Origin of the sequence: Paralimibaculum aggregatum, from assembly GCF_030270585.1 — a bacterium.
In the GTDB taxonomy this organism is placed as follows: domain Bacteria; phylum Pseudomonadota; class Alphaproteobacteria; order Rhodobacterales; family Rhodobacteraceae; genus Thermohalobaculum; species Thermohalobaculum aggregatum.
Genome location: NZ_BSYI01000047.1, coordinates 20,762 through 43,470, shown reverse-complemented (window position 1 = coordinate 43,470; position 22,709 = coordinate 20,762). Strand labels below are relative to the sequence as shown.

Here is a 22,709-nt window from a genome sequence, read left to right as displayed (position 1 = left end):
GTGCTGATGTCCTTGCGTGCGGGCGCCAGCGGCTTACCGTCGAGCCGGTCCTGGATCTTCGTCCAGGTCTCGAAGTCGATCAGTGCCTCGTGGCGGCCGGGCTGCAGGTGGATGTCCCATTTGGGCACCGAGAGATAGCCGGCATAAAGCGGGCGGCGCAGCGTTTCGATGGCGAGCTGCAGCCGCACGCGCCCGTAGCGGTCCTTCGGGATCGAGGGGAAGCGTTCGAGGAAGCGCTGCACCTCAGCGGGCGATTGCAGGCGCCCGGCGGCGAAGCCTTCGAGTGCCTCGCGGACGATCATGGCGTTGGGCTCATCGGGGACCAGCATCTTTCCCTGGCCCGGCACCTTATCGTAGCGGTAGCCGAGCACCGGCGAGAACAGCCAGTAGCCGTCGAGCACGCGGGCGCGCATCTTCTGCACCACCTGCCGCCCGTTCTGCTTGCGCTCAAGTTCGCCCTGTGCGGCGAGGATGGTCTCGATGAATTCACCCTCGGGGGTGTCCTCGAATCGGAAGTTGAGGCATTCGACGCGCGCGCCGCGTTGGCGCAGCTCGCGCTTGAGTTTGATGTGGAACTCGGTGTCGCGGGCGAAGCGCTTCAGGTCGTCGAAGATGACGGCATAGGTCTTGCCGGTCTGCGCATCGAGATAGCTCAACAGCGCCACCATGCCGGGGCGACGCATGAAGTCGCCGCCGCCGGAGACATCGTCCGGGAAGACCGCCTCGACGATGTAGCCCTGTGACTCGGCGTATTCTCGGCAGCGCATCTCCTGGCTGTCGAGCCCGTGGCCGCGGCGCACCTGCGCGGTGCTCGAGACGCGGCAGTATATCACCGCGTGGATCGGGCCCTCGTCACGGTCCTCCTCGATGCTGGCATAGCTGGTCATGGCGTCCTCGCTTTCCGCCCAGCTGTCGGGCGCTCCGCGGCGGCGGCGAAGCGCCGGTCGAGCCGGGGCTCCTCCAAGTCTAACGCATGCGGCACCGGAGCAGGGAGGGCATCGCCTAGTTGTCCACAGACTTCCTGTACAGGATGGATGCCGTAGCCGAGGTCGACGAAGGCAACGACGATGGACCAGAGCGCCTCAAGGAACTGGCGCTTCTCGTCCTCGGTCAGATCGGCCTCGGCGAGATATGTCTCGTAGAACGCCCAGTCGATCTCGACGATCTTCTGCGGGGTCTTGTCGGTGTCGTTTGTCATGCTTGGCATCTCCTCGGGCTCAGCGCGGGCTCCGGCGATCATGGGGGCGATCGGGAGCCTGGCCTCGCGTCCCGCGCGCGAAGGCACTGCGCGGGCGGTCCTCCTCGATCAGCGGCAGGGTCTCGGCCTCCACAGCCAGCTCCCGGCGCATCTCGAGGCTGCGCGCATAGGCGATTTGGCAGAGCGCGGCGATCCGCGGCAGGTCGGATACCGAGAGGCTCTGCGTGTCGGCGACATGGCCCGCCTCGGTGCGGTAGGTCCGCGCGATGGTGGTTGTGAGAAAGGGGCCGGACTGGCCCTCGTTCTTCCAGACGGTCAGCTTGAGCGCGCCGTCCCGGAAGGTTGCTTCTGGTTGTTTCTTGGTCATCCCTGTCTCCTTTCTTGATCGAAATGATGAATAAGAACATTTATAGAACATAGGACAACAATCCTATTTCCACAAGGTAATTTTGTACTTTTATTCGACCTAGTCATAACTCGACCCTTTCTTCGACTATCGCGTCACTACAGGCCACGCTCCGATGGACCCGATACGTTACGGCTCGTATCGGCGCTGATAGCCGCGGCGGGGGCCGCTCGCCTCGCCATAGCTCTGCTTCAGCCGGTCGGTCTCGCGGGCACGGCGTTCGGCTTCGACCTTGGGGCGGTGGACGCGCTCCTCAACCTCCTTGCCGGCCTCGTAGAGATCGCGGCCCTCCGCCTCCTTGTAGGCCTCCTTCATCACCGTCTTGGCTGTGGCCTCGCTGATCTGGAAGGCCTCGGCAAATGTGGTCGCCTGGATGTCGTAGGACTTGTAGAAGGGCATGGTCTCGCCCGACTGGATGAGCTCGGGAACACCCCGCGCCACGTTCAGCGCTTCCTTGCGGGCGAAGTCGTCGAGCTTTCCTTCGCGCTCGAGCTGCGCCTCGCGCATCTGGTTCATGGTCTGGCCGTAGCGCTCCTTGAAGATGTCGCGGATGATCGTCTCGCCCTTCAACTGATCGAAGCGCTGCGAGCGGGCGAAGGCATGGGCATAGTCGGTCAGCTTCTCGGTGAAGCTGCCGGAGCTCTTGATTTCGGTCCGCATGATCTTGGCGATCGCCCAGGCGTCCTCGAACTGCGCGTTGCTGAGGCGCTGGCCCTGATAGCTCGCCTTGGCACGCTCGCGCGCCTGGCTCTCGTCGACGGTCGGCAGGTCGTGGCGGTTCGGTTCCATCTTGCTTTCCTTGTCATGGATCAGTCGTCGGACATGCGCGGCCCGCGGCGCGGGCTCTGGCGCCGCTCCTCTCCGGAGCGGCGGTCCGTGGTGCGGGCGAAGTCGGTCAGGGTCTTCTCGCGCAGACGGTCACGCTTCGCGGCGCGCGTCATCAGCGTCTTGAGCGCCTCGCTCTCCCGTTCCTCGAGCCGGGCGATAGACTTCTCGTGCGCGCGGCGGACATTGCGATGCGCCTGACGCTCGATAGCGGCGCGCCCGAACTTGTCCTCTCGCGACCACCATGGCTTGGGCGTGGGATCCTGGTCCGCCGCCTTGTCGATCAGCTTCTGTTTCTCGGCCTCGACCCGTGTCTCGTATTCGGCGCGGAAGGTACGCTTCTCCTCGCGCTGGGCTTTGGCGAAGTGGACCTGGACCTGCTGAAGGCTCCGCCAATCCTCGCCGGTGCGAAGCTGCTTCGCCTCACGGCGGCGGCTGGCGAGCTCGAAGGTCCGGCGGACCTCGTCGGACAAGCGCGACGTCATGGGCGGAAGTCCAGGTTCGGAATCGATTTAGCGATCCGGCGGATCTGTGCTAAGATCATGACATGAAAACATTTTCCAGCATTGACGAGGCGGATGCCTGGTTCGCGCCAATGGATTGGGAGGAGTTCTGGAGCGAAGCCGAACTCTTTGGCCTGACAGAGGACTTGCCCTCTCAAGCCGGTGCGCGGCGTGACGTGGAAAGAGGCAACGCCAATGAGGCCACCGTGCTCGACGGGCTCAAATACATGGCCCGCCACATCCTCAAGACGCGCCAGGATCTGCATTACCGGATCGAGGATCTCGCCCCGCAAGGCCGCTGAGCGCATCTTTGTGTATCTCGTCACGGGGCACCTCCTTCGAGCTTCGGGAAGTAGAGCCAGCCGCAGCGCCCATCGGTCGGATAGGTGGTGACCGCCGATCCGTCGAAACCGACCCAGGTGCAGCGCGTGTACTGGCGCTCGGCGTTGAAGGGATCGTGCCCGCGACCGTCGTCGATCCAGCTATAGGACCAGATCACCATCGGCGGACCGAGGATCTCGGCGCCGACCCAGAGCGCGGCTAAAGGGATCAGCCAGAGGAGATAACTCGGGCGGAAGAGCCACGGGGTCATGTCAGGACCTCCTCTTCGCTGGCGTAGGCAGCGTGATCTTCGGATCGGGCTCGAGCCGCCCGCCCTCGAGCGGGTTCTCGCCGAGCTCTTGGCAATAGGGTGCGAGCTGGTTCTGCCGAACCTTCAGACAGTGAATGAATCCAAGGCCGGCGATGTGGATGATCTGCTCCTCGGGCGGGAGCCGCATGAGCTCCTCGGCCGAGAAGACGCGCTCGCGGCCGGTGCTGATGTTGAGGGAGTGGTCGAGCCGGCCGCCCTGAGTGCCGATGCCGAGGGTGACGGTGCGGGTCTCGCCCATGGCACGGGACACGCGCTCGGCCTCGGCGTAACTTGAGAACTTGAGATACACCTTGATGGCGCAGTTCTCCTCGAGAACCGCGGTCTCGTGCTCGCCATAGCGCTTCACGCTGTCCATCCGCGACTGGGCGATGAAGTGCCCGCGCGCTCCGAACGCCCTGAAGACGGTGATCTTCTTGATCACCTCGCGCATCGGGCTCGCGCAGAACTCGTCGATTACATAGTCGGACTTGCCGATGGGCCCCGAAAGCTGCGCATCGAAGAGCGAGGTGAAATGCTGCGCGAAGAAGGGCCCGAGCCGGTCGACATGGCGCGTCGGATTGACGAAGCAGACCACCCAATGGTCGCGGATCAGATCCTCATGGGCGAGATCGGGGTCGAAGCCCGCCTCATGGAGCGGGCCCTCGGCAAAGATCTTGAGCGCGGTGAGCGCCGCCCGAAGATGCTGCGAGTAATGCTCCTTGTTGTGCTCGCGCATCCAGAGCGTGTGCTGCGCCATGGCGCGCGTCGCCCCCTCGATCTCCTCCTTGGCGGCCTCGAGCGCGCCTTCCCAGATCTCGGGATCGGCGAGGAGCGCATGGACACCGCCGGGCGTCGCGAGACTCGGCTTGCGGTGCAGGAGGAGCCGTGTGGCCAGGTTGATCATCTGGCGGGGCTCCTCGCGGAAGTAGAAGTTGCGCGTGTCCTTCTCGACCTCGGGGATGAAGGTGTGGGTCATGCTCTCGAGCAGGAACGGCAGGTCCTGATCGCCGCGCGCGGCGGCGAGCGTGATCGAGGAGAACGGGTTGACCTCGATTTGGTGCGGGTTGTCGGCGCCGAGCACGCCGAAGCGGTCGACGAGGCCGAAGCGACGGCCATGGCGCAGGCAGAGCTCGGCGATTTGCGGCGCGATCTCGGCCTTGATGTCGTTGATGAAGAGCGCGCGCTCGGTATCCGCGAGCATCGCCAGGATCGACGGCATGGCGGTGCAGGTGGTCTTGCCGCCGCCGGTCGCGGCCCAGGTGATAGAGGAGAGCGTGCTGTTCGGCTCCCAAAGCGGCTTGCCGTCGAAGGTGAAGCCGAGAATGCGGCGGATCTTCTCAGTCATCGAGCACCCCCGCCTCGCGCAGCCGGTCGTGATCGTCGGAAGCGAGCCGCGCCGACTTCGGTGCCGCTGCGTCTTTGGTGAGCTCGGCGATGGCCTTCTCGCGCTGATAGAGCGCGACCATCTGACGGATCGCCGCGATGACGTTGCCGACGGCGGCAAGCGCGAGGATCACCGACATCATGCCGAAGGACCACCATTTCGGATAGGTGGGCCAGATTGCATAGGCGGTCACCGCCATCAGCGCGGCTCCTGCGAGCTTGGCGTTGATCGAGAAAATCGTCGCGGTCGGACGCGCGCCGGGGATCATGCAAAGGGCCTCCCGCCGAGCCGCCGGCGCTTCGCGACGATCTCCGCGCGCTTGTGGTTGAGACGACGGTAGGAACCCCAGATCGCGCCGGAGAGCTCGCTGCCGCGCAGATCGCGCGAGAGGAGCTTCAACTGGCCGAGCCAGAGCCCGGCGACGAGCGCGACCATCGACGCGCCGACCAGCGTGCCGATCTCGGTTGGGTAGAGGAGATCGGCGTTCGCCCAGGAGAAGGCGGTGAAGCCCCCGCCGATCACGGCGGCGGGGGCAAGCAGCGGGCGCCGCACGGAGACGACCGTGAGGCTGTCGAGGATGTAGCTGTCGCGATGCGTGTTGACCGCGCCGTCATCGATCGAGATCGACCCGAAGATCATGGCAGTCTCCTTCTCTCAACGCGACCCGCAAGCGGGCGAGCGGTAGGCCTGAACGAGGCTCGTCTCGAGGTTCTCGATCTCCGGCGGCACCATGATCCGGGCACTGCCGGCGGCGATGGCGAGGCCGATGCGCTCCGCGCGCAGGAACTCGCTCGCCGCGCAGTCGCAGCGGGAGAGCGCCCGCGAGGCCTCTACCTGGCGGCGTCGCTGGGCGAGATCCTGGAGGCGCTGCTGATGCGCCTGCAGCTGGTCGAGGTAAGGAATCCGCAGCTGGCTCCCGTAGTGCTGGCAGATCGCCCGGCCCTGCGGCCCGAGAATGCCGAGCACGGAATCGCAGTTGATCTGCGGCGCGAATTGCGGGTCCGGCGCGCTCGCGGCGAGCTCCTCGCGCACCAGCGCCGTGCAGCGCCTGGACCAGTCCGCGCGCTCGATCATCCGCTGGCCGATAAGCGGGCCGGTGCCGAACGCGCTCAGAAGCGCATAGAGGATGACCGTCAGCCCGATGCCCCCGAGCGCCGAGACGCCCGATCCATCCGAGCCGAACATCACCAGGTCTCCCCAGCGTCCAGCTTCGCCTTCCCGTTCGCCCGCGGCTTGCGCTTCACCGACGGCTCGTGCTCCTCGTCGGGCTTGGCCTTCGTCAGATCGGTAGCGGGAAGCGTGACGAGCTCGGAGAACTCGTCGCGCTTGGCGTGCTTGCGCCAGAGATCCGGGTCCCGCCGGAAGCCCGCCCAGATCAGCGAGTAGTAGGTGTAGATCCAGAGCGTGATCGGGAAGATCAGCTCGACGAGCGCCACCACCGCGGCCACGGGGAGGAAGTGCCCGATATACTCGAAGGTATCATCGACGCCCGTGCGCTTCGGCATCGGCGGCCGGCTGGTCGCCGACCCCTCGATGCTCGCCAGAACATCCGCCAGACTCTTGCCATGGCCGCGCAGGACCGTGCTGATGTTCCGGCTGGCCACGGGCCGGGCGGGGATCGTGATGCCGCCCCGGAGCTCGCTTGCGTAGGCGGCGACGAGCGCGATCGGCGCGGCTTCGTCGAGCGAATTGAGTTGCTCGCGGATCTCCGCGTCGACCCCTTGCAGCGCCTTGCGTCGATCGGCGGGCGAGAGGTCCTCGGTCTCGATGGTGTCGGCATAGGCGGCGATCTGCTTCTTCAGTGCCGCGAGGGCGGACTGGCGGTCGCGTTCGCCCGCTTCGACCTGAGCGACCAGCGCCTCCGCGCGCTGCCGCAGCGCCGCGAGTGCGTTCGAGACCGGTCCCTGGCCGCCGCGACCGCGCCCCGACAGGCAGGAGCGCTCGATCTCGCAGGCTTCCTTCGCGGCAATATCGCTCACCACAGCCCGCATCGCGGGCGCGATCCGGCTGGTCTGCGATGCCGCCTGGGTCTGCTCCTCGACGAACGCCGTGTAGTCCTGTGCGTGCCGCTGCAGCCGGAGCGTCTCCACGTCGTTGAGCACGAGGCCGGAATAGGTTGCGGTCGCAAGGCAGGCCCCGACCGCCAGGATCGAGACAGTGCTGACAAGCCAGGTCATGCCGACCCGCTGCGCGGCCAGCGGCGCCCCTTTCTCGATGGCCAACCGGTTCACCGAGAACGCGACGAGCGCCCCGGCGCCGGCAATCAGGGCCGTCTTGGCCAAGACAAAGTCGCCGCCGATCAGGTTCGGCACGGCCAGCCCCAGCATGGCTCCTGAGGCGACAGCGAGCGCGCCCGTAGCCATCGTGGCGACAGGCTTCGTGTCGTTCGCGGGCATCCGCCGCGACTCCTGTCCGGCCTTCTTCTCATGTGTGGTCATCACGATCTCCTCGCGTGAGTTGGGATCCCCGCAGAACGTGTAAGTCGCTGCGCGGATTCCGTGCCTTTGGGTGCGGGGTTCACCCGCCCAAGAGCGGGGCCCGGCGTCCTGTGCGCCGATACACATCCGAGGGCTACGGGGAGACCGCTGTTCGTGCACTTGAAGCTTGTTGAAAAAGTTTGAGAGGACTTGAGCGCTGTGTTGCAGCGCCAAGACGAACGATTACAGGAATCTGTATCGTTTCTTCTTATTGATGCATATTGTTTCCAATATTTTTCATTTATACTGTGGAATATTCAACAAGATGCCGATTGTGAGAATGTCTTGAGTACCGCCTACACGGAGAAATATGATGTCGATGTGGTGATTGAGCATGGGGCGGACAGACCCATTGCCGTTCTGGAGACATGGAAGGCCAACGGCGTGCTGCATCGGACAGCAGGTCCAGCCCTCATCGAACGAGATCCGGACACGGGGATTGTCACGCAGGAGCAGTGGGTATGCCACGGTGTCGTCCATCGCGAGGACGGGCCTGCGGAGATCGCTCGGGATCGAGAGTCCGGCCATGTTACGAGCGAGAGATGGTTTCTGAGCGGCCGTCTGCACAGAGATGGTCAGCCGGCCTCTCTTTGGTACGATATGTTCGGCAACGTCATAGAAGCTCGTTGGTATCGCCATGGCACCGAAGTTACCGCCGATAAGGCTTCGTCAGGCGTCGGTCGTCCAGCCAGCCCATCTGGTCCGCGACCGGCATGAGGCGGCTGGCATGCGCCGATCTTGGGATGCGCAGGATCGGCATATCGGCAACGTGCCGCGCTGATCGCTTCAGAACGGGTTTGACGCATGGCTGGCCCCGCCGATCCAAAACCAGAAAGTGGCAAGCACTACTTTCCTGAATTGCAACGGTTTATTGCTCAACGTATTGACGCAATAATTCGCGAATACAAAGCTGCAACCGGTAACAATCTATACAAAAATCGCATAATCTCCGAGATAAACGAGAGCGCCAGCAGTGAATCCGGCCAGGTTGATGAGTTCATGTTTTCGCGGATGCGCCGGAATGGCGACGTTGCAGATCATCACGTGGCCAAGTTTGTAATGTACTTTTCTAAGCCGCAGTACGATCCGACGTTCACCGACGAGGTTGCCGAGAAGAGAAACGAGTTGCTCGGTGGGCTAGCACAGCAGCCGCAACCAGCTACGACGGACTCCGATCCGGAGATCCCCCAATTCGGCGATGCCGATCGTCTCTACCTCTACCAGGTTGCCTTCCTTTGGCACGGTTGCGCTCCGCCGCCGGTCAACATGCACTGGTTCCTGATGACGCCGGATGTCGAAGAGACGAAGCGCATGCTGCACGGATCGATTGCGGCGGGCATGCTCACGGCGACACAAGTGACGATGGAGGTGGGCCTTTCATCATACGTCATGACCATGGAGGACCTGCGCAGCTTCGCCCAGGCTGCTGGAATGCGCCCCAAAGCATTCTTCCCCGATGCACCAAGCGATCCATTGGAAATGCTACGCAATCGCGCCGCCCTGATCGAGAAGCTGACACCTGCCGAGCCTTGCGAACTGCGCATCATTGAAGACTGGTTGGAGCATGACGCTCGCGACGAATGGCTTGTCTACGAGGCCGCGTTCCTCTGGCATGGCTTCGAGCCCCCGTCGATCGCGGACCACTTTCGGACGATGACGCCGGAAGTGGAGGAGACCAAGCAGATGCTTCACACGGCAATCGATGAAGGCAAGCTGGCAGCAAGGACGCAAATGCAGACCCCGTCGGCAGGAAGCCGATATGTCACACGAAGCGCGCTGACGGCCTTTGCCAGGACCCTGGAGCAGAGGCCTCGCTTCCTGTTTCCCGAAAGCATGATGAAAGATGGAGATGAATAGTGGACCGCCTCTGACTTTCCGCACCCCGGAATGTCAACCCGATCACCTGGCGTTAGCCCATCTTTGGGTTAATTTTCTCTACGGACAGTCGCCGAGCAGCATGTTTTTTCGTATCGGTCCAACCAATGGATTGCTGAATAGAGTGAGGTCAGTGAGCAGTTTTGGTTCTTTACAGAGGTCGTAAGTGCCAGAACCTGTCAGGCGGAGACTCCGTTCGCATTTTCGGCGCGGCAGCCGTCGTGGCGGCAGGCGATCTCACTGATCCATCAATCTCGGGCATATGATCCCCGCCAACGAGATTGACGGTCGCTAAGGCCGCAGCGCCAAATACGAAGGAGACCGCACCTAGCGCAGCAATTCCCTTGACCGACTGTAGCAAGCAATATGCCTGGACTTCTTCCTCGCTTTTGTCATAAAATTTTTCTGCGTCTACCATATATCATTGTATCCCTAGTTATGGTGAAGAAATGCATAATACTCAAGAAGAAATCAAAAGTAAAGATTCTGAATCGTTGTCTCTTTACGAGTATTTATTTGCAAAAATAGTAAAATACAGGATGACGCTGGTTCTAATAGCGACATCACTGTTTGTATATATTCTGCTTTTTACCGCGTTTCAGTACTATGTTTCCTCGTGGAGTCCTTACGCGGGAACTATTTTGACAAAGTTAACGGATGCTCTTTTTATCTCTGTGATAATTGCGATATTCGTAACGGTCGGAGAGCGATTGTATGAGAAAACAAACATTGCCTACTACCTTCGGCGTGAGTTGAGTGGTTTTGAGAGAAAATTTTCTGACAGGATCGAGAACTTGATTTTGTCAAGATTCTCCCTTGGCTTGCAGCAGGTCATAGAGAAAATCGATGATGGGGAAATAATATGTGATTCTTCCAACAAGTCTGTAATGTGGATGAACACAAAATTTAACGAACTCGAGGTTTCACAAGAACATATTCGAACTGCCTTACTAAAGGGAACAAATGTTCGCGTGCTTCTTATGCATAAGGACAACCCATGTTCAGAGTTTCGCGGTAAGGACTCCTGCAGAAATCCGGATGACCCGGAAAGCATTAAAAACGCAGTGGAAGACTATAGGAGATCCCTAAAAACAAGCCAGATTTCAATGATAAACTTCTATAAAGACATGCAGAAGTTAAGGAACGCAATAGATCAATCAAAAGATAAAAATAAGAAGCCGCTTGGATCATTCGAGCTTAGATTCTATATGGACTTGCCATCTGTTCCGATGATCGTAGTGGAGAGAGGGGAGCGACACGAGTCGGTTTACACGGGATTCTACTTAAATAGATTTTCTAGCGCAATGCCGTACATTGAGTGGGGCAGTTCAAATCCCGAAAACAGCTTTGTTGACAACTTATATGATTACTTTGAAAGAAAATGGAAATACTCAGAGATGCACGATGCTGGAAATTTTCTTGACGCAGATAGCAAGAAAACCGCTAGCGATCCAAGAAATTGAGGCGTAGATCAGCACCCCCCTAGGAAGGGCGAGTTTGTGCGGGCGAATATTTTTGTCGCCTCAGACCTAAAAAACCCAATCTCCGTCATTCTCTTTAGCCGACGCAAGCGTCCACGGCATCGTCCTACAGGATCACGACCTCGGTTTCGCTCTTCGGTTTGGCGCTGACGCAAGCGTCCGGGGTAGCGTCCTACAGGTTCACGGTCTCGGCCATTGGTCTGCGGTTTGAGACTGACGCAAGCGTCCGGGGTAGCGTCCTACAGGTTCACGGTCTCGGCCATTGGTCTGCGGTTTGAGACTGACGCAAGATGTGTGGTGTATGACACCACAATCTTGTCTCGTCGCCGTCGGCTCCTCGGCAAGGGGGCGGTGCCGCCCCCTGTGCAACCCCCTGCTGGTAATGCGGCCAAGGGATCGCACCGTTCTCACGCGGTGTGCTGTTAGCAAGCTGAGGCCAGGGGAGGAAGCCGTTGCTGTTTGCATACCAGACTTTGCCACCAACGCGACTGACGCGGTCGGAATAAAGCTACGACCCTGTGGAAAAGTCTACATCTTGTAGTAGACTAGGTGCGCAGCACCAACCAAGTTGATAATCTCCTTCGGGGGATCGCGAGCGACAGAATCGGCTGACGGCTGACTCTGTACTGTTCGGTGGCTGCGACAGCTTGGAAAACCAAGCACAGGAAAAACCGAGGACACTTTGTACGAGAACGCATTTAACAAGATTGAACGGGATCTTCGCGCGGAAGAAGGCATCGCCAATGAATTGGATTACGTGGAACAGACCTCATGGGTGCTGTTCCTGAAATACCTGCACGATCTTGAAACCGAGCGCGCAGACCGCGCTGAACTCGATGGAGAAGACTACACCCCCATCATCGACGGCGCTTTCCAGTGGGACAAATGGGCCGCTCCCAAAAAAGACGGCGAGTTTGACCACAACGCAGCCCGTATTGGCGACGACCTGATCAAGTTTGTTGATCAGGAGCTTTTCCCGTACCTCGCATCCTTCCGACAATCCGCCACCAGCCCGCAGACGATCCAGTACAAGATCGGCGAAGTCTTCACCGAACTGCGCAACAAATTCCGCTCCGGCTACATCCTGCGCGACGTGCTCGAAGCCGTGGACGGCCTGTCCTTCAACACCCAGGCCGAACGGCACGAGCTATCCCAGCTTTATGAAACCCGCATCCGCCGCATGGGCAATGCAGGGCGCAACGGGGGCGAGTACTACACGCCGCGCCCACTCATTCGGGCCATGATCAAGGTGACAGCACCCAAGATCGGCGAGACAATCTATGACGGCGCGGTCGGGTCGGCGGGCTTCCTTTGCGAGGCCTACGACTATCTGCGCACCGACAAGCTCTCCGCATCCGAATACGAGGCGCTGCAAACCAAGACCTTCTACGGACAAGAGAAGAAGGGCCTCGCCTACATCATCGGGATCATGAACATGGTCCTGCACGGCATCGAAGCACCGAACCTGATCCACTCTAACACGCTCAATGAAAACGTGATGGATATTCAGGAGAAGGACCGCCACGACGTCATCCTCGCCAATCCCCCCTTCGGCGGTGGCGAGCGGCGCGAGGTGCAGCAGAACTTCCCGATCCGCACGGGCGAGACGGCCTACCTGTTCCTGCAACACTTCATCCGCAAGCTGAAGGCAGGCGGGCGCGCCGCCGTGGTGATCAAGAACACCTTCCTCAGCAACACCGACAACGCCTCCATCGCGCTGCGCAAGGAATTGCTGGAATCGGCAGAGCTGCACACCATCCTCGATTGCCCGGGTGGCACTTTCCAGGGCGCGGGCGTCAAGACCGTGGTGCTGTTCTTCGAGAAAGGCGCACCGACGCGGGACATCTGGTATTACCAGCTCGATCCTGGCCGCAGCCTTGGTAAGACCAACCCGCTGAACGACGACGATCTGGCAGAGTTTGTCGAGCTGCAACGTACGCGACCCAACGGACCAAAAAGCTGGATAGTAAACCGCGCTGATCTGGACGAGGACACCTGCGATCTGTCGGTCAAGAACCCCAACGCGCCCGAGGCCGAGGCCCTGCGCAGCCCCGAAGAGATCATCGCCGAAATGCTGGCGCGGGATGCCGAAACTGCGCAAATCCTCGAAGACATTCGGGGGATGCTGTGAAGGATTTTGCCCAGCAGGGCTGGAAAGAAGTCTCGCTAGGGGACATCTGCGAGAAAACGGAGACAGTAGACCCGCGTAAGGCACCGGAGGACGAATTCGATTACGTTGATGTTTCCAGCGTGTCGAATGAGACCTTCACCATAGGCGAAACGCAAAGACTGCTTGGCGCTGACGCCCCTAGTCGAGCCAGACGAAAAATCCGTTCTGGTGACATCCTTTTTGCCACCATTCGACCGACACTCCAACGTATAGCGCAAGTTCCTGAGCACTTAGACGGCCAAGTTTGTAGCACAGGCTACATAGTTCTAAGGCCAAAGCCTGTCCTTGACGCCCGTTTCTTGATGCACTCGCTCTTCCGCCCTGATTTCATGGATGCGATGGAGTCTCTGCAATCAGGGGCAAGTTATCCTGCGGTCACTGACAAACAGGTGCGGGCTCAAACAATCCCCCTCCCGCCACTTGAAGAACAACAGCGGATTGTTGCGGTTCTGGACGAGGCCTTCGAGGGTCTGGCTCGCGCCCGCGCCCACGCCGAAACCAACCTCCAAAACGCCCGAGAATTGTTTGAGAATTTCCTTGGCGCGCTTTTCACCCGAAATGACGCCGATTGGATCAGCGCTACACTCCAAGAGATTGTCGAGAGCGATTGCAGCCTTTCATACGGAATTGTTCAACCTGGTGACGACGTCTTAGGAGGGCTACCGATTGTTCGCCCCACCGACCTTGGGCGGAGGATCATTACTCTGGACGGTCTCAAACGTATCGATCCCGCGAAGGCGGACGGCTACGCTCGCACGAAGCTGAAAGGCACGGAAATCTTACTTTGTGTAAGAGGCAGCACGGGCGTAGTTGCTATGGCGTCTGAGGAACTTGACGGAGTCAACGTAACGAGAGGCATTGTGCCCATTCGCTTCGATCCTGATAAAATGGATCAGCGTCTTGGTTACTATCAGTTTCTATCGAAGCCTGTGCAAAACCAGATCAAGGCGGGAACCTATGGCGCTGCTCTAATGCAGATCAATATACGCGATCTTCGAAAACTCAATTTCTTTGTTCCTCCGGTTGCCCAACAAGAAGTCCTATTGGAACGCCTCGATAGCGTGGCCAATGATTTTGATACACTGATTGAAGACTATACGCGGAAGGTTTCGAACACCGACGATCTCCGCCAATCCCTTTTGCAGAAAGCCTTCGCGGGCGAATTAAAATGACGTAACGAGTAGATAAGATGAGCATTCACGACGAAACCGAAGCCGATACCCGCGCCGAGCGCATAGACCCCGTCCTTGCGGCGGCGGGCTGGGGGCAGAACGGCTCAAAGGTTCGGCGTGAGGTCATCTGCCCTGGGCGCATCCAGTCGGGCGGCACGCGAGGCAAAGGGCTGTCTGCCGACTATGTACTGATCCACAAAGGCCAGAAGCTCGCCGTTCTGGAAGCCAAGCGCGCAGGCGTCAGCCACCGCAACGGTATCGGTCAAGCCAAGGACTACGCCACACGATTAGGTTCTCGCTATGCCTACGCCTCTAACGGGCTCAGCTGGTATCAGATTGATATGGCCAACGGGGCCGAGGGCGACATGGACTTGCCCTTCCCGACGCCCGATGAACTTTGGGACCGCACCTTTGCCGATCACAACGACTGGCGGGAGCGCTTCGGTGCCGTGGACTTCGAGACGGACGGCGGCAAGTGGGAGCTGCGCTACTACCAACACAAGGCGGTAAACGCGGCACTGGAAGCGTTGGCCAAAGGCGACCGCCGCATTCTTTTGACGCTCGCCACGGGCACGGGCAAGACCTCCATCGCCTTCCAGATTGCGTGGAAGCTGTTTCAAGCGAAGTGGAATCTTTCGGGCGAACCTGTTCGTCGCCCGCGCATCCTGTTCCTCGCTGACCGCAACATCCTCGCCGATCAGGCCTATAACGCCTTTTCCGCCTTTCCGAAAGACGCGGTGACGCGCATTGACCCTGACACCATCCGCAAGAACCGTGGAAAACCGCCGAAGAACGCGAGCCTGTTCTTCACGATCTTCCAGACCTTCATGACGGGCGAAGGCGAGCCTGTTTACACGCAGTATCCGCCTGACTTCTTCGACTTCGTTGTGATCGATGAATGCCACCGTGGCGGGGCAAAGGACGAAAGCGAGTGGCGGCGTTTGCTGGAGTATTTCGAACCAGCGGCTCAGCTTGGGCTGACTGCCACGCCCAAGCGCAAGCATAACGCCGACACCTACGCCTATTTCGGCGAGCCCGTCTACACCTACGCCCTGCGCGACGGGATCGAAGACGGTTTCCTGACGCCGTTCAAGGTGCGCCAGATGGCCAGCACCATCGATGAGTACGTCTATGATGGCAGTGACGAGCTCGTCGCGGGCGAAGTTGAAGACGGCGATTCCTTCGGTGAAGGCGATTTCAACACGCGGATCATCATAGAAGAACGCGAGCTCAGCCGTGTTCGGGAATTTATGAGCCAGATCGATCAACGGCAGAAGACGTTGGTCTTTTGCGCCACCCAGGATCATGCGGCGCTTGTCCGCGACCTGATCAATCAGGTGAAGGACAGCACCAATCCGAACTATTGTCATCGCGTGACCGCTGACGATGGTGCAATCGGCGAACAACATCTTCGCGACTTCCAGGACAACGACAAGACGATCCCGACCGTCTTGACGACTTCGCAGAAGCTGTCAACAGGCGTGGATGCTCGAAACATCCGACATATCGTCTTGATGCGCCCGATCCGATCCATGATCGAATTCAAGCAGATCATCGGGCGCGGAACGCGGACCTATGAAGGCAAAGACTTCTTCACGATCTGGGATTTCGTGAAGGCGCATGAAAACTTCAACGATCCGGAGTGGGATGGCGAACCTCTCGAACCCGAAGAACCGAGAGATCCAAGAACACCTCTAGGCGAGGCCGACCTCGGGCCCGAAGGTGATCCCGAAGATCCGGAAGGAGGCGGCGAAGAAGAGCCGCAGCGCGAGAAAATCGTTGTGAAGCTATCGGACGGTAGCGTTCGTAAGATCAAGTATATCGCCTCCACTACCTATTGGAGCCCTGAGGGCAAGCCGATTTCAGCACAAGAGTTCTTGAAGCGACTCTTCGGTGATCTGTCAGGCATCGTGGCCGATGAAGATCAGTTGCGCGCAGTTTGGAGCGATCCCGATAACCGCGAGCGCTTCCTCCAGCAACTTTCCGATCGTGGTTACGATCAGGACCGGTTGAATGACATACGCAAACTTGTTGATGCACCGGACAGCGATTTGTTCGATGTCCTAAGCTATATCCTATTTACCAACGCACCGAAGACCCGGCACGAGCGCGCAAATAACGTGCGCTCGACAGGGGTGGTGGGCGCTGACGAAGAAACGAGAGAGCTTCTTCTCTCGATCCTCAAGGCATATGAGCAGCGGGGCGAGAGCGAGCTTGCCGCGAAGAAGCTGGGGGCATTCCTGACCGCGCGTTATGGGAGCGTCGGAGAGGGGAAAGTGAGGCTCGGCGGGCTTTCTGCTGTAAAGCTGGCCTTTAATTCAATGCAGAGGGATCTCTATCGCGATTAAGTCACTTGCACTAAAGCGCGATAAAGCCAGATCGGCGTCGTTGGGATTCCCCTGAGCGAGTCAGCGCCACCGCAAGCTGGTATTGACGTCAAGAACTCGAATTACAATGTTTATAAAGAAGGGGCTCTGAAGCCCACGCCATCGCCTGTTCTGGTGCGTCGTTTTCGGGTGCGGGCGAGCGGCATGAGACTTGCTAGGGAATTCTTGGCCTAACCAAAATGGATTGGAACAACAACACATTGCACAAGCAGTTAACATTTACACCTGTCTACTCTAAGGCGTTTTCAGACACCATTCATCAAAACAAGGACATGTCCTATAGTGTTTACGATTTTCGCAATTTTATATGACGCTCAAGCTTACTTTACGATTGTAGTATACTGTTTCAGAAACTCCACGCCGTTGAATCCATGAGTGGCGAGAAGTTCGTTTATCTGCTTCTGGCTGTTGAGGATGTCCGGATCGCCAAGTGATTTCGCAAAATCGGCGAGCGCTTTGCGCAGCTTCTTTAGCTCGTTTTCAGTCATGATCCGCATGCCCTCGACCTCGGATGCACCGTCGCCAAGTGTCCGGAGGGGATGGATGATGACGGGCGTGCCGCTGGCAGCCTTCGTGTACTTCCCGAAGAACCATGACATAGCCTGGTCGAGTTGGCCCAGATCGGTTTTGGAAATGCCTTTCTCGGATGTAGCGTTATTCTTGCACTCTATGATCAGGAACGAACCATCGGGGAGCGCCCACAGATTGTCCGGCCCTTCATCATTGAACTGTTTCTCGGGACGCTGGGAATGCAATCCGATGAACCGGGCAACAGCATCTATGGCCGCTTCGAACTTATCCGGCGTCACGCTTTGAAAGCGCAGGTCGTCGCTAAGCTGGTTGACTTCCAGTATCCGGTCGGCAGCTTCGAGAAAGCGCTCCTGATGATACGATTGCACTTCCGCCGCCTGTGCACCTTTCTGCGCCGCGAGCTTCTGATAGGCGATGCCTTCCATCGGGCGTAAGACGTTCGGGTTCAGCCGGTGCGCTGACAGTAAGGTTTTTTGCGACGTGGCCGGGTTCAGGTGATGTTGCATAGCCGCCAGTTTCGACATGAGCCATGCCTTTTCATCGTCGTCCTGCGCGGCGTTCGCAGCTGTGCTGAGCAGATCGGCGGCGGCCTTGTAATCTCCCGAGCGGGCTGTGTCGAAGGCAAGCCGCACCGCGACGCTGGCTTTGTCGAGAACCAGACCCGTCTTTGCCTGCGCTTTCAGGAGTGTTTTCTTGCTGATCTTGACCCAGGAGGGATCGCGTTTGAGGCACTGGTAGATGACACCTGCAATCCCTTCTATATCGACACCATCGATCTTCTTGGCGATCTTCTTCGAAAGGTCGAGCTGTGCCTGTGTGGCAGGGGTAAGCAGCTTGAGGCCGTCAGGCGATTTCACGCGGCGCGTGAGTTTCGATCCGGCAAGCAGCACCACGCAATAATCGTCGTTGGAGCGCACGCCGCGCCCCATGCCTTGTTCGACGCGCTGCATCTGACGCCGCAAGCCAGATTGGGAATCGCTTAAGACCGCCATATCCGTCAGGTCAGAAAACGATGCCACCTCGGGCAGATTGTAGATCACCAGAACGCGGCACGCATCGTGCGGTAGGTCGATGCCGTCATACCTGTTCACGAGGACGGTCAGTCCGACATGCCCATCGCGCAGCTTCTCAATCCCATTAACTACGCTCGAAGCCATGAGCGTCTGATCGGCGACATCCTCCCAGTCCTTGGCAGCGTTCTTCGAGGGCACGATAACGACAACGTTTTGCTCTTCCGCCAGATCGACAAGCAGCGCCTTGATCTCCTTCAACGTGATTTCGGGGTTAAGTTCCTGCGGCATGAGGATCATGCGCTCGCCCATGGACTGCGAGGACGTGGGGACAATCGGATCGGAGAGCTTTTCGGGGTCGGCACCGAAATGGGTAACGAGCACGCTGTCGTCGGCAAGCGTTGCCGTCATATAGATTCTGCGCTTAGCACGGGAGAAGGATCGCACAAGGTCGGTTGGCGGACAATCCGGCTCGATTTCCATCTTCTGGCCGCCGATCACACAGCGGCAAAGCGGCAGAATATCCCGAAGCAGCGGATAGGAGAATTTCAGCTCGTCCTCATTCTTATGACCGTGCAAGGCCTGCATGATCTCTTCCTGAGCCTTGACCCACGCCCAATACGGCACTTCCATCATAGCGCGTGGATCACCCGAATTGACATCGAGGAACCGGGCATGGCTTTGCCGTTTCAGGTCAGGTTCAACAGTCTTCAAGATTTCCTGATAGGCGGCATGCGTATTGGGAAGCTCGATCCTGAACTGTTCGGTGACTGTTGCAATGCAGGCATGGGCGTCGTCGATTACGACTGCCCCCAACTTGATCTTCACGCCTTCTGCGCCAACGCCGAATACAGACTTCCCGTTGAACAGCCTGTGGATGGTTGTGACCAGAATTCTGTCGCCCGACTGGAAGTCCGTATCATGCGGATCGTCTGTGACCTCAACACCGAGTGCATCGGCTTCCGCAATCACTTGATCGACTAGTTGCTTGTCTGGTGCGATATAGACAGCAGGAGCCATTTCTTCATTCAGCGAGCTTTGTAACAGCAATAGACCGACCAGAGTTTTTCCGCTGCCGACATTCAACTTAATAACCGTGTCGGCTTGGTCTCTCTGCGAAAACCAGTCCTTCATGACCTCGGTTTGAATATCTCGGGGAAAAGCGAATGCCTTGTCACGGTCCAGGGTCAAGAAAATATCGCGAGGATCAATGACAATTGAATAGTCATCATCTAGAAGGTCATCGAAATTTATCGGCATTCTTCGTTTCTCTTTATTTTCTTGTGGGTTTATTTGTCCGGGTTCCGTTGGAGCGTCCGGCCTTTCCCTATGTGCTTGACCAAGATACAGATTTGTCCTCCTAGAGTCGAAAACAAATGGGTTTTCAAAATCGCACTCACATTGGCGCGTCCGGCGTTGCCGGACCGGGCTCTCGTAAACCGAGCCCGCTGATTGCTGTCTCGGCCCTTCGGGCTTCGATCCCTCGCGCAAGAGGGGCCTGCGGCCCCATCGCGTGTCAAGACTAAACCCTACGCGCTGCGCGCTCCGGGCGCCGCGGGCGGTATCCCCGCTCTTCCTCCCTTTCGGTCGTGCAGAGCGGGTGATCCCCCTCCGCCCGCTGCGGACTTGACGCTCTCCCCCCGCTCATTGGCGCGGGCCTAGTCGGGTTGCATGAACGCAACTCGAAAATGGAAGGAAAACGCCATGAAACCAGACATTTACACCCGGATCACCGGTCAAATCATCGCGCATTTGGAAATGGGTGTAAAACCCTGGACCCAGCCTTGGAATGCGGCACATGCCGCCGGGCCGGTTTCCCGCCCGCTGCGGTTCAACGGACATCCCTATAGCGGGATCAATGTCGTGACCCTCTGGGCGACGGCGATGGAGCGCGGCTTTGCCGCCCCGATCTGGATGACTTTCAAACAGGCCAAGGAGCTTGGCGGGCATGTCCGCAAGGGCGAGAAGAGCGCGCCCGTGGTCTACTGCAACACCCTGGTCAAGACAGAACTGGACGAGCAGACGGGCGAAGAGGAGGAGCGGGCCATTCCGTTCCTGAAGGGCTACCATGTCTTCAACGTCGAGCAGATCGAAGGACTCCCGGCGCATTTCACCACCCTGGCCGAGCGTGCCAAGAACCCGGACGAGCGGATCCGCGCAGCGGATGCCTTCTTCGAGGCGACGGGTGCGAAGATCCTCCAGGGCGGAAATTCAGCCTGCTATATCCCTTCGCTTGATCAGATCCGGATGCCGGACTTCGAGACCTTCCGGAACGCTGAAAGCTACTATGCGACCCTCGCGCATGAGTGCACGCACTGGACACGGCACGAAACCCGTTTGAACCGCGACCTTGGCCGCAAGAGCTTCGGCGATGCCGGCTATGCCCGAGAGGAACTGGTTGCGGAGCTTGGGGCGGCCTTCCTCTGCGCCGATCTCGGCATCACGCTCGAGGATCGCGAGGACCACGCCGCCTATATCGGCTCCTGGCTGCAAGTGCTGAAGAACGACAAGCGCGCAATCTTCACCGCCGCCGCTCATGCGCAGCGCGCCGCAGATTTCCTGCACGGCCTTCAGTCGTGCCGCGAGAGCCGGTCGCAGTTTGCGGCGGCCTGAGCGGTAGAGAATAATTCGGCGCGGCCCATCGGGCCGCGCCGAAACGTGCCCAGAAGATCCGTGGCGACCAAACCCTCGGACGACCGCAAATGCCATCTATGGTTCCATGCGGGGTCCATCCCGTCGTCGCCGGCGCCGAGGCCGCTCGCTCAGATCTCGCCCATCACGGCGCTGCTTCGGAGGCGCCTCGAACGGAGGACCTCGCTCATATCGACGAATATCATTCGCGAGCTCCTCAAGGGCCTCGCGAAAACTCTGTTTGAGCGTCGTCGATCGGTCTTGTAGTGATGTGCTCTCAGCGGAGTGGCGTCGCTCCAGAGCCGCGGATTCAATGCAATCTCTTTCCGCAGCCTTCGTCTCCTCAAAGCGGATCTGAGCGAGCGTCTTCTTGCGCCGCCCGGTGAGCCGATCGAGGAGACCCAGGAGGCCGGTTCGCAATCGTCCCGACCGCTCAGCGTTCTCTTGCACTCGTCGCCGTGCCTGGCTCTTGGCAAGCGAGGCCGCTTCGGCTTGTTGTACGGCTCGAAGGCGACGGTGATTCTCAACCAACTGTTTCAGGGAGCGCTTAGCCGATGCCTTCTGCTCCTCGCGGATCTCGCGCAGCCGGTCCGCGACGACCTTTGCCGCCTCGGCCCTGGCGGCTTGGGTGCCTGGCAATGTGTCGGCATCGCCGAGCCGTGCCCGCACCTGCTTGGTCTTGATCCCGACCCATCGGGCGATGGCATAGACCTCGCCGTCGCGGTCGACCGCCACGAAGCCGCGCCGGTCGCCGCGGGCGAGGATGTAGCCGCGTTCGCGGAGCGCCAGCGCGAAGCCGGCCCGGCTGTCCGAGATCGCCCAGCAATCCTGGAACATCGCCTTGAGCGCCGCGGGGTCCTTCTTCGCGCGCTTTGCCTGCTGCCACTCGGCGAGCGAATAGGTTCGCGGATCGCGCTCCCCGGACCGGACGAAGCCGCGGGGCATGCGCCAATCCTGCTCGAGATAGATCTGGCGCGCGATGTCCTGCAGCTTGCGCTTGGTGAAAGGGAGCGGCACGGCGCGCATGGCGTCGGCGTCGATCCGGCACCAGACCGCATGGGCATGGCGGCGGCCGTTCTTCTCGTGGAAGACGACGGCGCGGGGTTGTCCTGTCAGACCGAGTTCGGCCTCGATGCGAGCAATGGCATCCTCAAAGACCGACGGCGCGACGCTCTCCTCGGGTGGCGGGTTGAGGCTCAGCGAAAAGAGGTGCTGGCGGCAGCGGGTGCCGCGGCTGAGGGCGTAGGATTCCTGAAAGGCCGAGATCAGATCAGTCGAGGCGAAGCCGCGCAATTCGTGGATCTCGACGCGCTCGTTCTCGTCCTTCATGAGATGAAGGGCGAGGTTCTTAGCGCCCCCGCGCTGATTGCCGACGAGGATCATGGTCTCACTCCGGCTTGAGCCCAAGGGCAGCAATCAGGTCGCGACGGATCGCAGCTATGTCGGTGCAGGCCTGGCGGATCGCGGCTTCGGTTTCGGGGGTGAGACGCAAGATGCCGTCATCCGCGGCGTCGGCCAGCGTTTCGAAATCCTTCGCGAGGCCTGTGCGACCGAGCTGGCTGAGTACGCGTGCAAGCGCATGGTGATCCTTGACGGGTGCCCGGTTCCGACCTTGGCGTGGGGCGGCTGCCTGACCGAACAGCCGCTCCCGAATATGTGCGCTCAGCGACCGGCCTGCCGCGTCGCGTTCCAGTCGTGCCCGTTCCGCTTCGGTCAGCCGGAGCGACACAGGTGTCGGGCGCCTCTGACGCGAAGCAGCGCCATTGGGAGCCGTCGACGCAAGATCGGTGGCGTCCCCGAATGCGCGCCGAAGTGAATCGCCTCGATTTCTCAACGGGATCTGCGTCATGGTCGCGGTCCCGGCAGGTCCCGCTCATGTGCCTTGAGTTGGACATTCCAATCTTGTAGAACCTCAAAAAGGGAGTTCGAAAACTCTCCCTCTTGGTCCACCAATCCCTCAAGATCAGATGAATGATTTCAATCGGCTGGCATTTCGGGCCGGCCGGTTCCCCAGATTATACCCACGCC

At 59.6% G+C, this 22,709-nt stretch carries 22 protein-coding genes; 8 read left to right on the top strand and 14 right to left on the bottom strand.

Going from position 1 to position 22,709, the window contains the following annotated elements:
• The 5 genes from QSJ97_RS20870 to QSJ97_RS20850 all read right to left on the bottom strand — a co-directional run.
• On the bottom strand, nt 1-887 hold an 887-nt coding region (locus QSJ97_RS20870), incomplete at its 3' end, for a recombinase family protein (protein ID WP_285674171.1).
• Nucleotides 884-1,198, bottom strand: a complete 315-nt coding sequence (locus QSJ97_RS20865) for a hypothetical protein (RefSeq protein ID WP_285674169.1) — start codon at nt 1,196-1,198, stop codon at nt 884-886. The genes QSJ97_RS20870 and QSJ97_RS20865, both read right to left, overlap by 4 nt.
• A gap of 19 nt (nt 1,199-1,217) precedes the next feature.
• Nucleotides 1,218-1,565, bottom strand: coding sequence for a hypothetical protein (locus QSJ97_RS20860; RefSeq protein ID WP_285674168.1), 348 nt, complete (start codon nt 1,563-1,565; stop codon nt 1,218-1,220).
• A 168-nt stretch (nt 1,566-1,733) separates the two neighbouring features.
• Nucleotides 1,734-2,393: a hypothetical protein gene (locus tag QSJ97_RS20855; RefSeq protein WP_285674167.1), complete on the bottom strand. Its 660-nt coding sequence runs from the start codon at nt 2,391-2,393 to the stop codon at nt 1,734-1,736.
• Nucleotides 2,394-2,413: 20 nt separating this feature from the next.
• A complete protein-coding gene (locus QSJ97_RS20850; RefSeq protein ID WP_285674166.1) occupies nt 2,414-2,914 on the bottom strand; it encodes a hypothetical protein in 501 nt (166 codons plus the stop codon).
• Between the two features lie 62 nt (nt 2,915-2,976).
• On the opposite strand from QSJ97_RS20850, the gene QSJ97_RS20845 reads away from it, so the two are divergent.
• On the top strand, nt 2,977-3,234 hold the full coding sequence (locus QSJ97_RS20845; protein ID WP_285674165.1) for a hypothetical protein: 258 nt from the start codon (nt 2,977-2,979) through the stop codon (nt 3,232-3,234).
• A 20-nt stretch (nt 3,235-3,254) separates the two neighbouring features.
• Here the strand turns inward: QSJ97_RS20845 and QSJ97_RS20840 are convergent, their stop codons facing one another.
• The 6 genes from QSJ97_RS20840 to QSJ97_RS20815 are packed head-to-tail and all read right to left on the bottom strand — an operon-like array spanning nt 3,255 to nt 7,385.
• A complete protein-coding gene (locus tag QSJ97_RS20840; RefSeq protein WP_285674164.1) occupies nt 3,255-3,524 on the bottom strand; it encodes a hypothetical protein in 270 nt (89 codons plus the stop codon).
• Nucleotide 3,525: 1 nt separating this feature from the next.
• Nucleotides 3,526-4,908 (bottom strand): type IV secretory system conjugative DNA transfer family protein, encoded by a 1,383-nt coding sequence (locus tag QSJ97_RS20835; protein ID WP_285674163.1) that lies wholly within the window; start codon nt 4,906-4,908, stop codon nt 3,526-3,528.
• The gene (locus QSJ97_RS20830; RefSeq protein WP_285674162.1) at nt 4,901-5,215 is read right to left on the bottom strand and encodes a hypothetical protein; all 315 of its coding nucleotides are present in this window, start codon (nt 5,213-5,215) and stop codon (nt 4,901-4,903) included. Before QSJ97_RS20830 ends, QSJ97_RS20835 begins: the two co-directional genes overlap by 8 nt.
• On the bottom strand, nt 5,212-5,586 hold the full coding sequence (locus QSJ97_RS20825) for a hypothetical protein (RefSeq protein ID WP_285674161.1): 375 nt from the start codon (nt 5,584-5,586) through the stop codon (nt 5,212-5,214). Before QSJ97_RS20825 ends, QSJ97_RS20830 begins: the two co-directional genes overlap by 4 nt.
• Before the next feature lie 15 nt (nt 5,587-5,601).
• Nucleotides 5,602-6,132 carry a hypothetical protein gene (locus QSJ97_RS20820; RefSeq protein ID WP_285674160.1) on the bottom strand — a complete coding sequence of 177 codons (531 nt, stop codon included), beginning with the start codon at nt 6,130-6,132 and terminating at the stop codon, nt 5,602-5,604.
• The gene (locus QSJ97_RS20815) at nt 6,132-7,385 is read right to left on the bottom strand and encodes a hypothetical protein (RefSeq protein WP_285674159.1); all 1,254 of its coding nucleotides are present in this window, start codon (nt 7,383-7,385) and stop codon (nt 6,132-6,134) included. Before QSJ97_RS20815 ends, QSJ97_RS20820 begins: the two co-directional genes overlap by 1 nt.
• Nucleotides 7,386-7,574: 189 nt before the next feature.
• Between QSJ97_RS20815 and QSJ97_RS20810 the strand changes: the two genes are divergently transcribed.
• The 6 genes from QSJ97_RS20810 (at nt 7,575) to hsdR (ending at nt 16,470) form a co-directional block, all read left to right on the top strand.
• The gene (locus tag QSJ97_RS20810) at nt 7,575-8,141 is read left to right on the top strand and encodes a hypothetical protein (protein ID WP_285674157.1); all 567 of its coding nucleotides are present in this window, start codon (nt 7,575-7,577) and stop codon (nt 8,139-8,141) included.
• A gap of 87 nt (nt 8,142-8,228) precedes the next feature.
• Nucleotides 8,229-9,281, top strand: a complete 1,053-nt coding sequence (locus tag QSJ97_RS20805; RefSeq protein WP_285674155.1) for a hypothetical protein — start codon at nt 8,229-8,231, stop codon at nt 9,279-9,281.
• 467 nt (nt 9,282-9,748) lie between these two features.
• Nucleotides 9,749-10,762, top strand: coding sequence for a hypothetical protein (locus tag QSJ97_RS20800; protein ID WP_285674153.1), 1,014 nt, complete (start codon nt 9,749-9,751; stop codon nt 10,760-10,762).
• Nucleotides 10,763-11,462: 700 nt separating this feature from the next.
• Nucleotides 11,463-12,911, top strand: coding sequence for a class I SAM-dependent DNA methyltransferase (locus tag QSJ97_RS20795; protein WP_285674151.1), 1,449 nt, complete (start codon nt 11,463-11,465; stop codon nt 12,909-12,911).
• Nucleotides 12,908-14,122, top strand: a complete 1,215-nt coding sequence (locus QSJ97_RS20790; RefSeq protein WP_285674149.1) for a restriction endonuclease subunit S — start codon at nt 12,908-12,910, stop codon at nt 14,120-14,122. The genes QSJ97_RS20795 and QSJ97_RS20790 overlap by 4 nt, the downstream gene beginning before the upstream one ends.
• A gap of 17 nt (nt 14,123-14,139) precedes the next feature.
• Complete coding sequence (hsdR, locus tag QSJ97_RS20785) at nt 14,140-16,470, top strand: EcoAI/FtnUII family type I restriction enzme subunit R (protein WP_285674147.1); 2,331 nt, start codon at nt 14,140-14,142, stop codon at nt 16,468-16,470.
• 359 nt (nt 16,471-16,829) lie between these two features.
• Here hsdR and QSJ97_RS20780 read toward each other — a convergent pair whose 3' ends face one another.
• Nucleotides 16,830-19,310 (bottom strand): DEAD/DEAH box helicase family protein, encoded by a 2,481-nt coding sequence (locus QSJ97_RS20780; RefSeq protein ID WP_285674146.1) that lies wholly within the window; start codon nt 19,308-19,310, stop codon nt 16,830-16,832.
• A gap of 444 nt (nt 19,311-19,754) precedes the next feature.
• Between QSJ97_RS20780 and QSJ97_RS20775 the strand changes: the two genes are divergently transcribed.
• On the top strand, nt 19,755-20,663 hold the full coding sequence (locus QSJ97_RS20775; protein ID WP_285674145.1) for an ArdC family protein: 909 nt from the start codon (nt 19,755-19,757) through the stop codon (nt 20,661-20,663).
• Between the two features lie 96 nt (nt 20,664-20,759).
• Here the strand turns inward: QSJ97_RS20775 and QSJ97_RS20770 are convergent, their stop codons facing one another.
• Nucleotides 20,760-22,064 (bottom strand): relaxase/mobilization nuclease domain-containing protein, encoded by a 1,305-nt coding sequence (locus QSJ97_RS20770; RefSeq protein ID WP_285674143.1) that lies wholly within the window; start codon nt 22,062-22,064, stop codon nt 20,760-20,762.
• 4 nt (nt 22,065-22,068) lie between these two features.
• Nucleotides 22,069-22,530, bottom strand: a complete 462-nt coding sequence (locus tag QSJ97_RS20765; protein ID WP_285674142.1) for a hypothetical protein — start codon at nt 22,528-22,530, stop codon at nt 22,069-22,071.
• Nucleotides 22,531-22,709 lie beyond the last annotated feature (179 nt).

What these genes read in the sequence shown, in the direction of transcription:
- QSJ97_RS20865 (WP_285674169.1), bottom strand. Translation starts at nt 1,198, where the DNA reads ATGACAAACGACACCGACAAGACCCCGCAGAAGATCGTCGAGATCGAC.
- QSJ97_RS20860 (WP_285674168.1), bottom strand. Translation starts at nt 1,565, where the DNA reads ATGACCAAGAAACAACCAGAAGCAACCTTCCGGGACGGCGCGCTCAAG.
- QSJ97_RS20855 (WP_285674167.1), bottom strand. Translation starts at nt 2,393, where the DNA reads ATGGAACCGAACCGCCACGACCTGCCGACCGTCGACGAGAGCCAGGCG.
- QSJ97_RS20850 (WP_285674166.1), bottom strand. Translation starts at nt 2,914, where the DNA reads ATGACGTCGCGCTTGTCCGACGAGGTCCGCCGGACCTTCGAGCTCGCC.
- QSJ97_RS20845 (WP_285674165.1), top strand. Translation starts at nt 2,977, where the DNA reads ATGAAAACATTTTCCAGCATTGACGAGGCGGATGCCTGGTTCGCGCCA.
- QSJ97_RS20840 (WP_285674164.1), bottom strand. Translation starts at nt 3,524, where the DNA reads ATGACCCCGTGGCTCTTCCGCCCGAGTTATCTCCTCTGGCTGATCCCT.
- QSJ97_RS20835 (WP_285674163.1), bottom strand. Translation starts at nt 4,908, where the DNA reads ATGACTGAGAAGATCCGCCGCATTCTCGGCTTCACCTTCGACGGCAAG.
- QSJ97_RS20830 (WP_285674162.1), bottom strand. Translation starts at nt 5,215, where the DNA reads ATGATCCCCGGCGCGCGTCCGACCGCGACGATTTTCTCGATCAACGCC.
- QSJ97_RS20825 (WP_285674161.1), bottom strand. Translation starts at nt 5,586, where the DNA reads ATGATCTTCGGGTCGATCTCGATCGATGACGGCGCGGTCAACACGCAT.
- QSJ97_RS20820 (WP_285674160.1), bottom strand. Translation starts at nt 6,132, where the DNA reads ATGTTCGGCTCGGATGGATCGGGCGTCTCGGCGCTCGGGGGCATCGGG.
- QSJ97_RS20815 (WP_285674159.1), bottom strand. Translation starts at nt 7,385, where the DNA reads ATGACCACACATGAGAAGAAGGCCGGACAGGAGTCGCGGCGGATGCCC.
- QSJ97_RS20805 (WP_285674155.1), top strand. Translation starts at nt 8,229, where the DNA reads ATGGCTGGCCCCGCCGATCCAAAACCAGAAAGTGGCAAGCACTACTTT.
- QSJ97_RS20800 (WP_285674153.1), top strand. Translation starts at nt 9,749, where the DNA reads ATGCATAATACTCAAGAAGAAATCAAAAGTAAAGATTCTGAATCGTTG.
- hsdR (WP_285674147.1), top strand. Translation starts at nt 14,140, where the DNA reads ATGAGCATTCACGACGAAACCGAAGCCGATACCCGCGCCGAGCGCATA.
- QSJ97_RS20780 (WP_285674146.1), bottom strand. Translation starts at nt 19,310, where the DNA reads ATGCCGATAAATTTCGATGACCTTCTAGATGATGACTATTCAATTGTC.
- QSJ97_RS20775 (WP_285674145.1), top strand. Translation starts at nt 19,755, where the DNA reads ATGAAACCAGACATTTACACCCGGATCACCGGTCAAATCATCGCGCAT.
- QSJ97_RS20770 (WP_285674143.1), bottom strand. Translation starts at nt 22,064, where the DNA reads ATGATCCTCGTCGGCAATCAGCGCGGGGGCGCTAAGAACCTCGCCCTT.
- QSJ97_RS20765 (WP_285674142.1), bottom strand. Translation starts at nt 22,530, where the DNA reads ATGACGCAGATCCCGTTGAGAAATCGAGGCGATTCACTTCGGCGCGCA.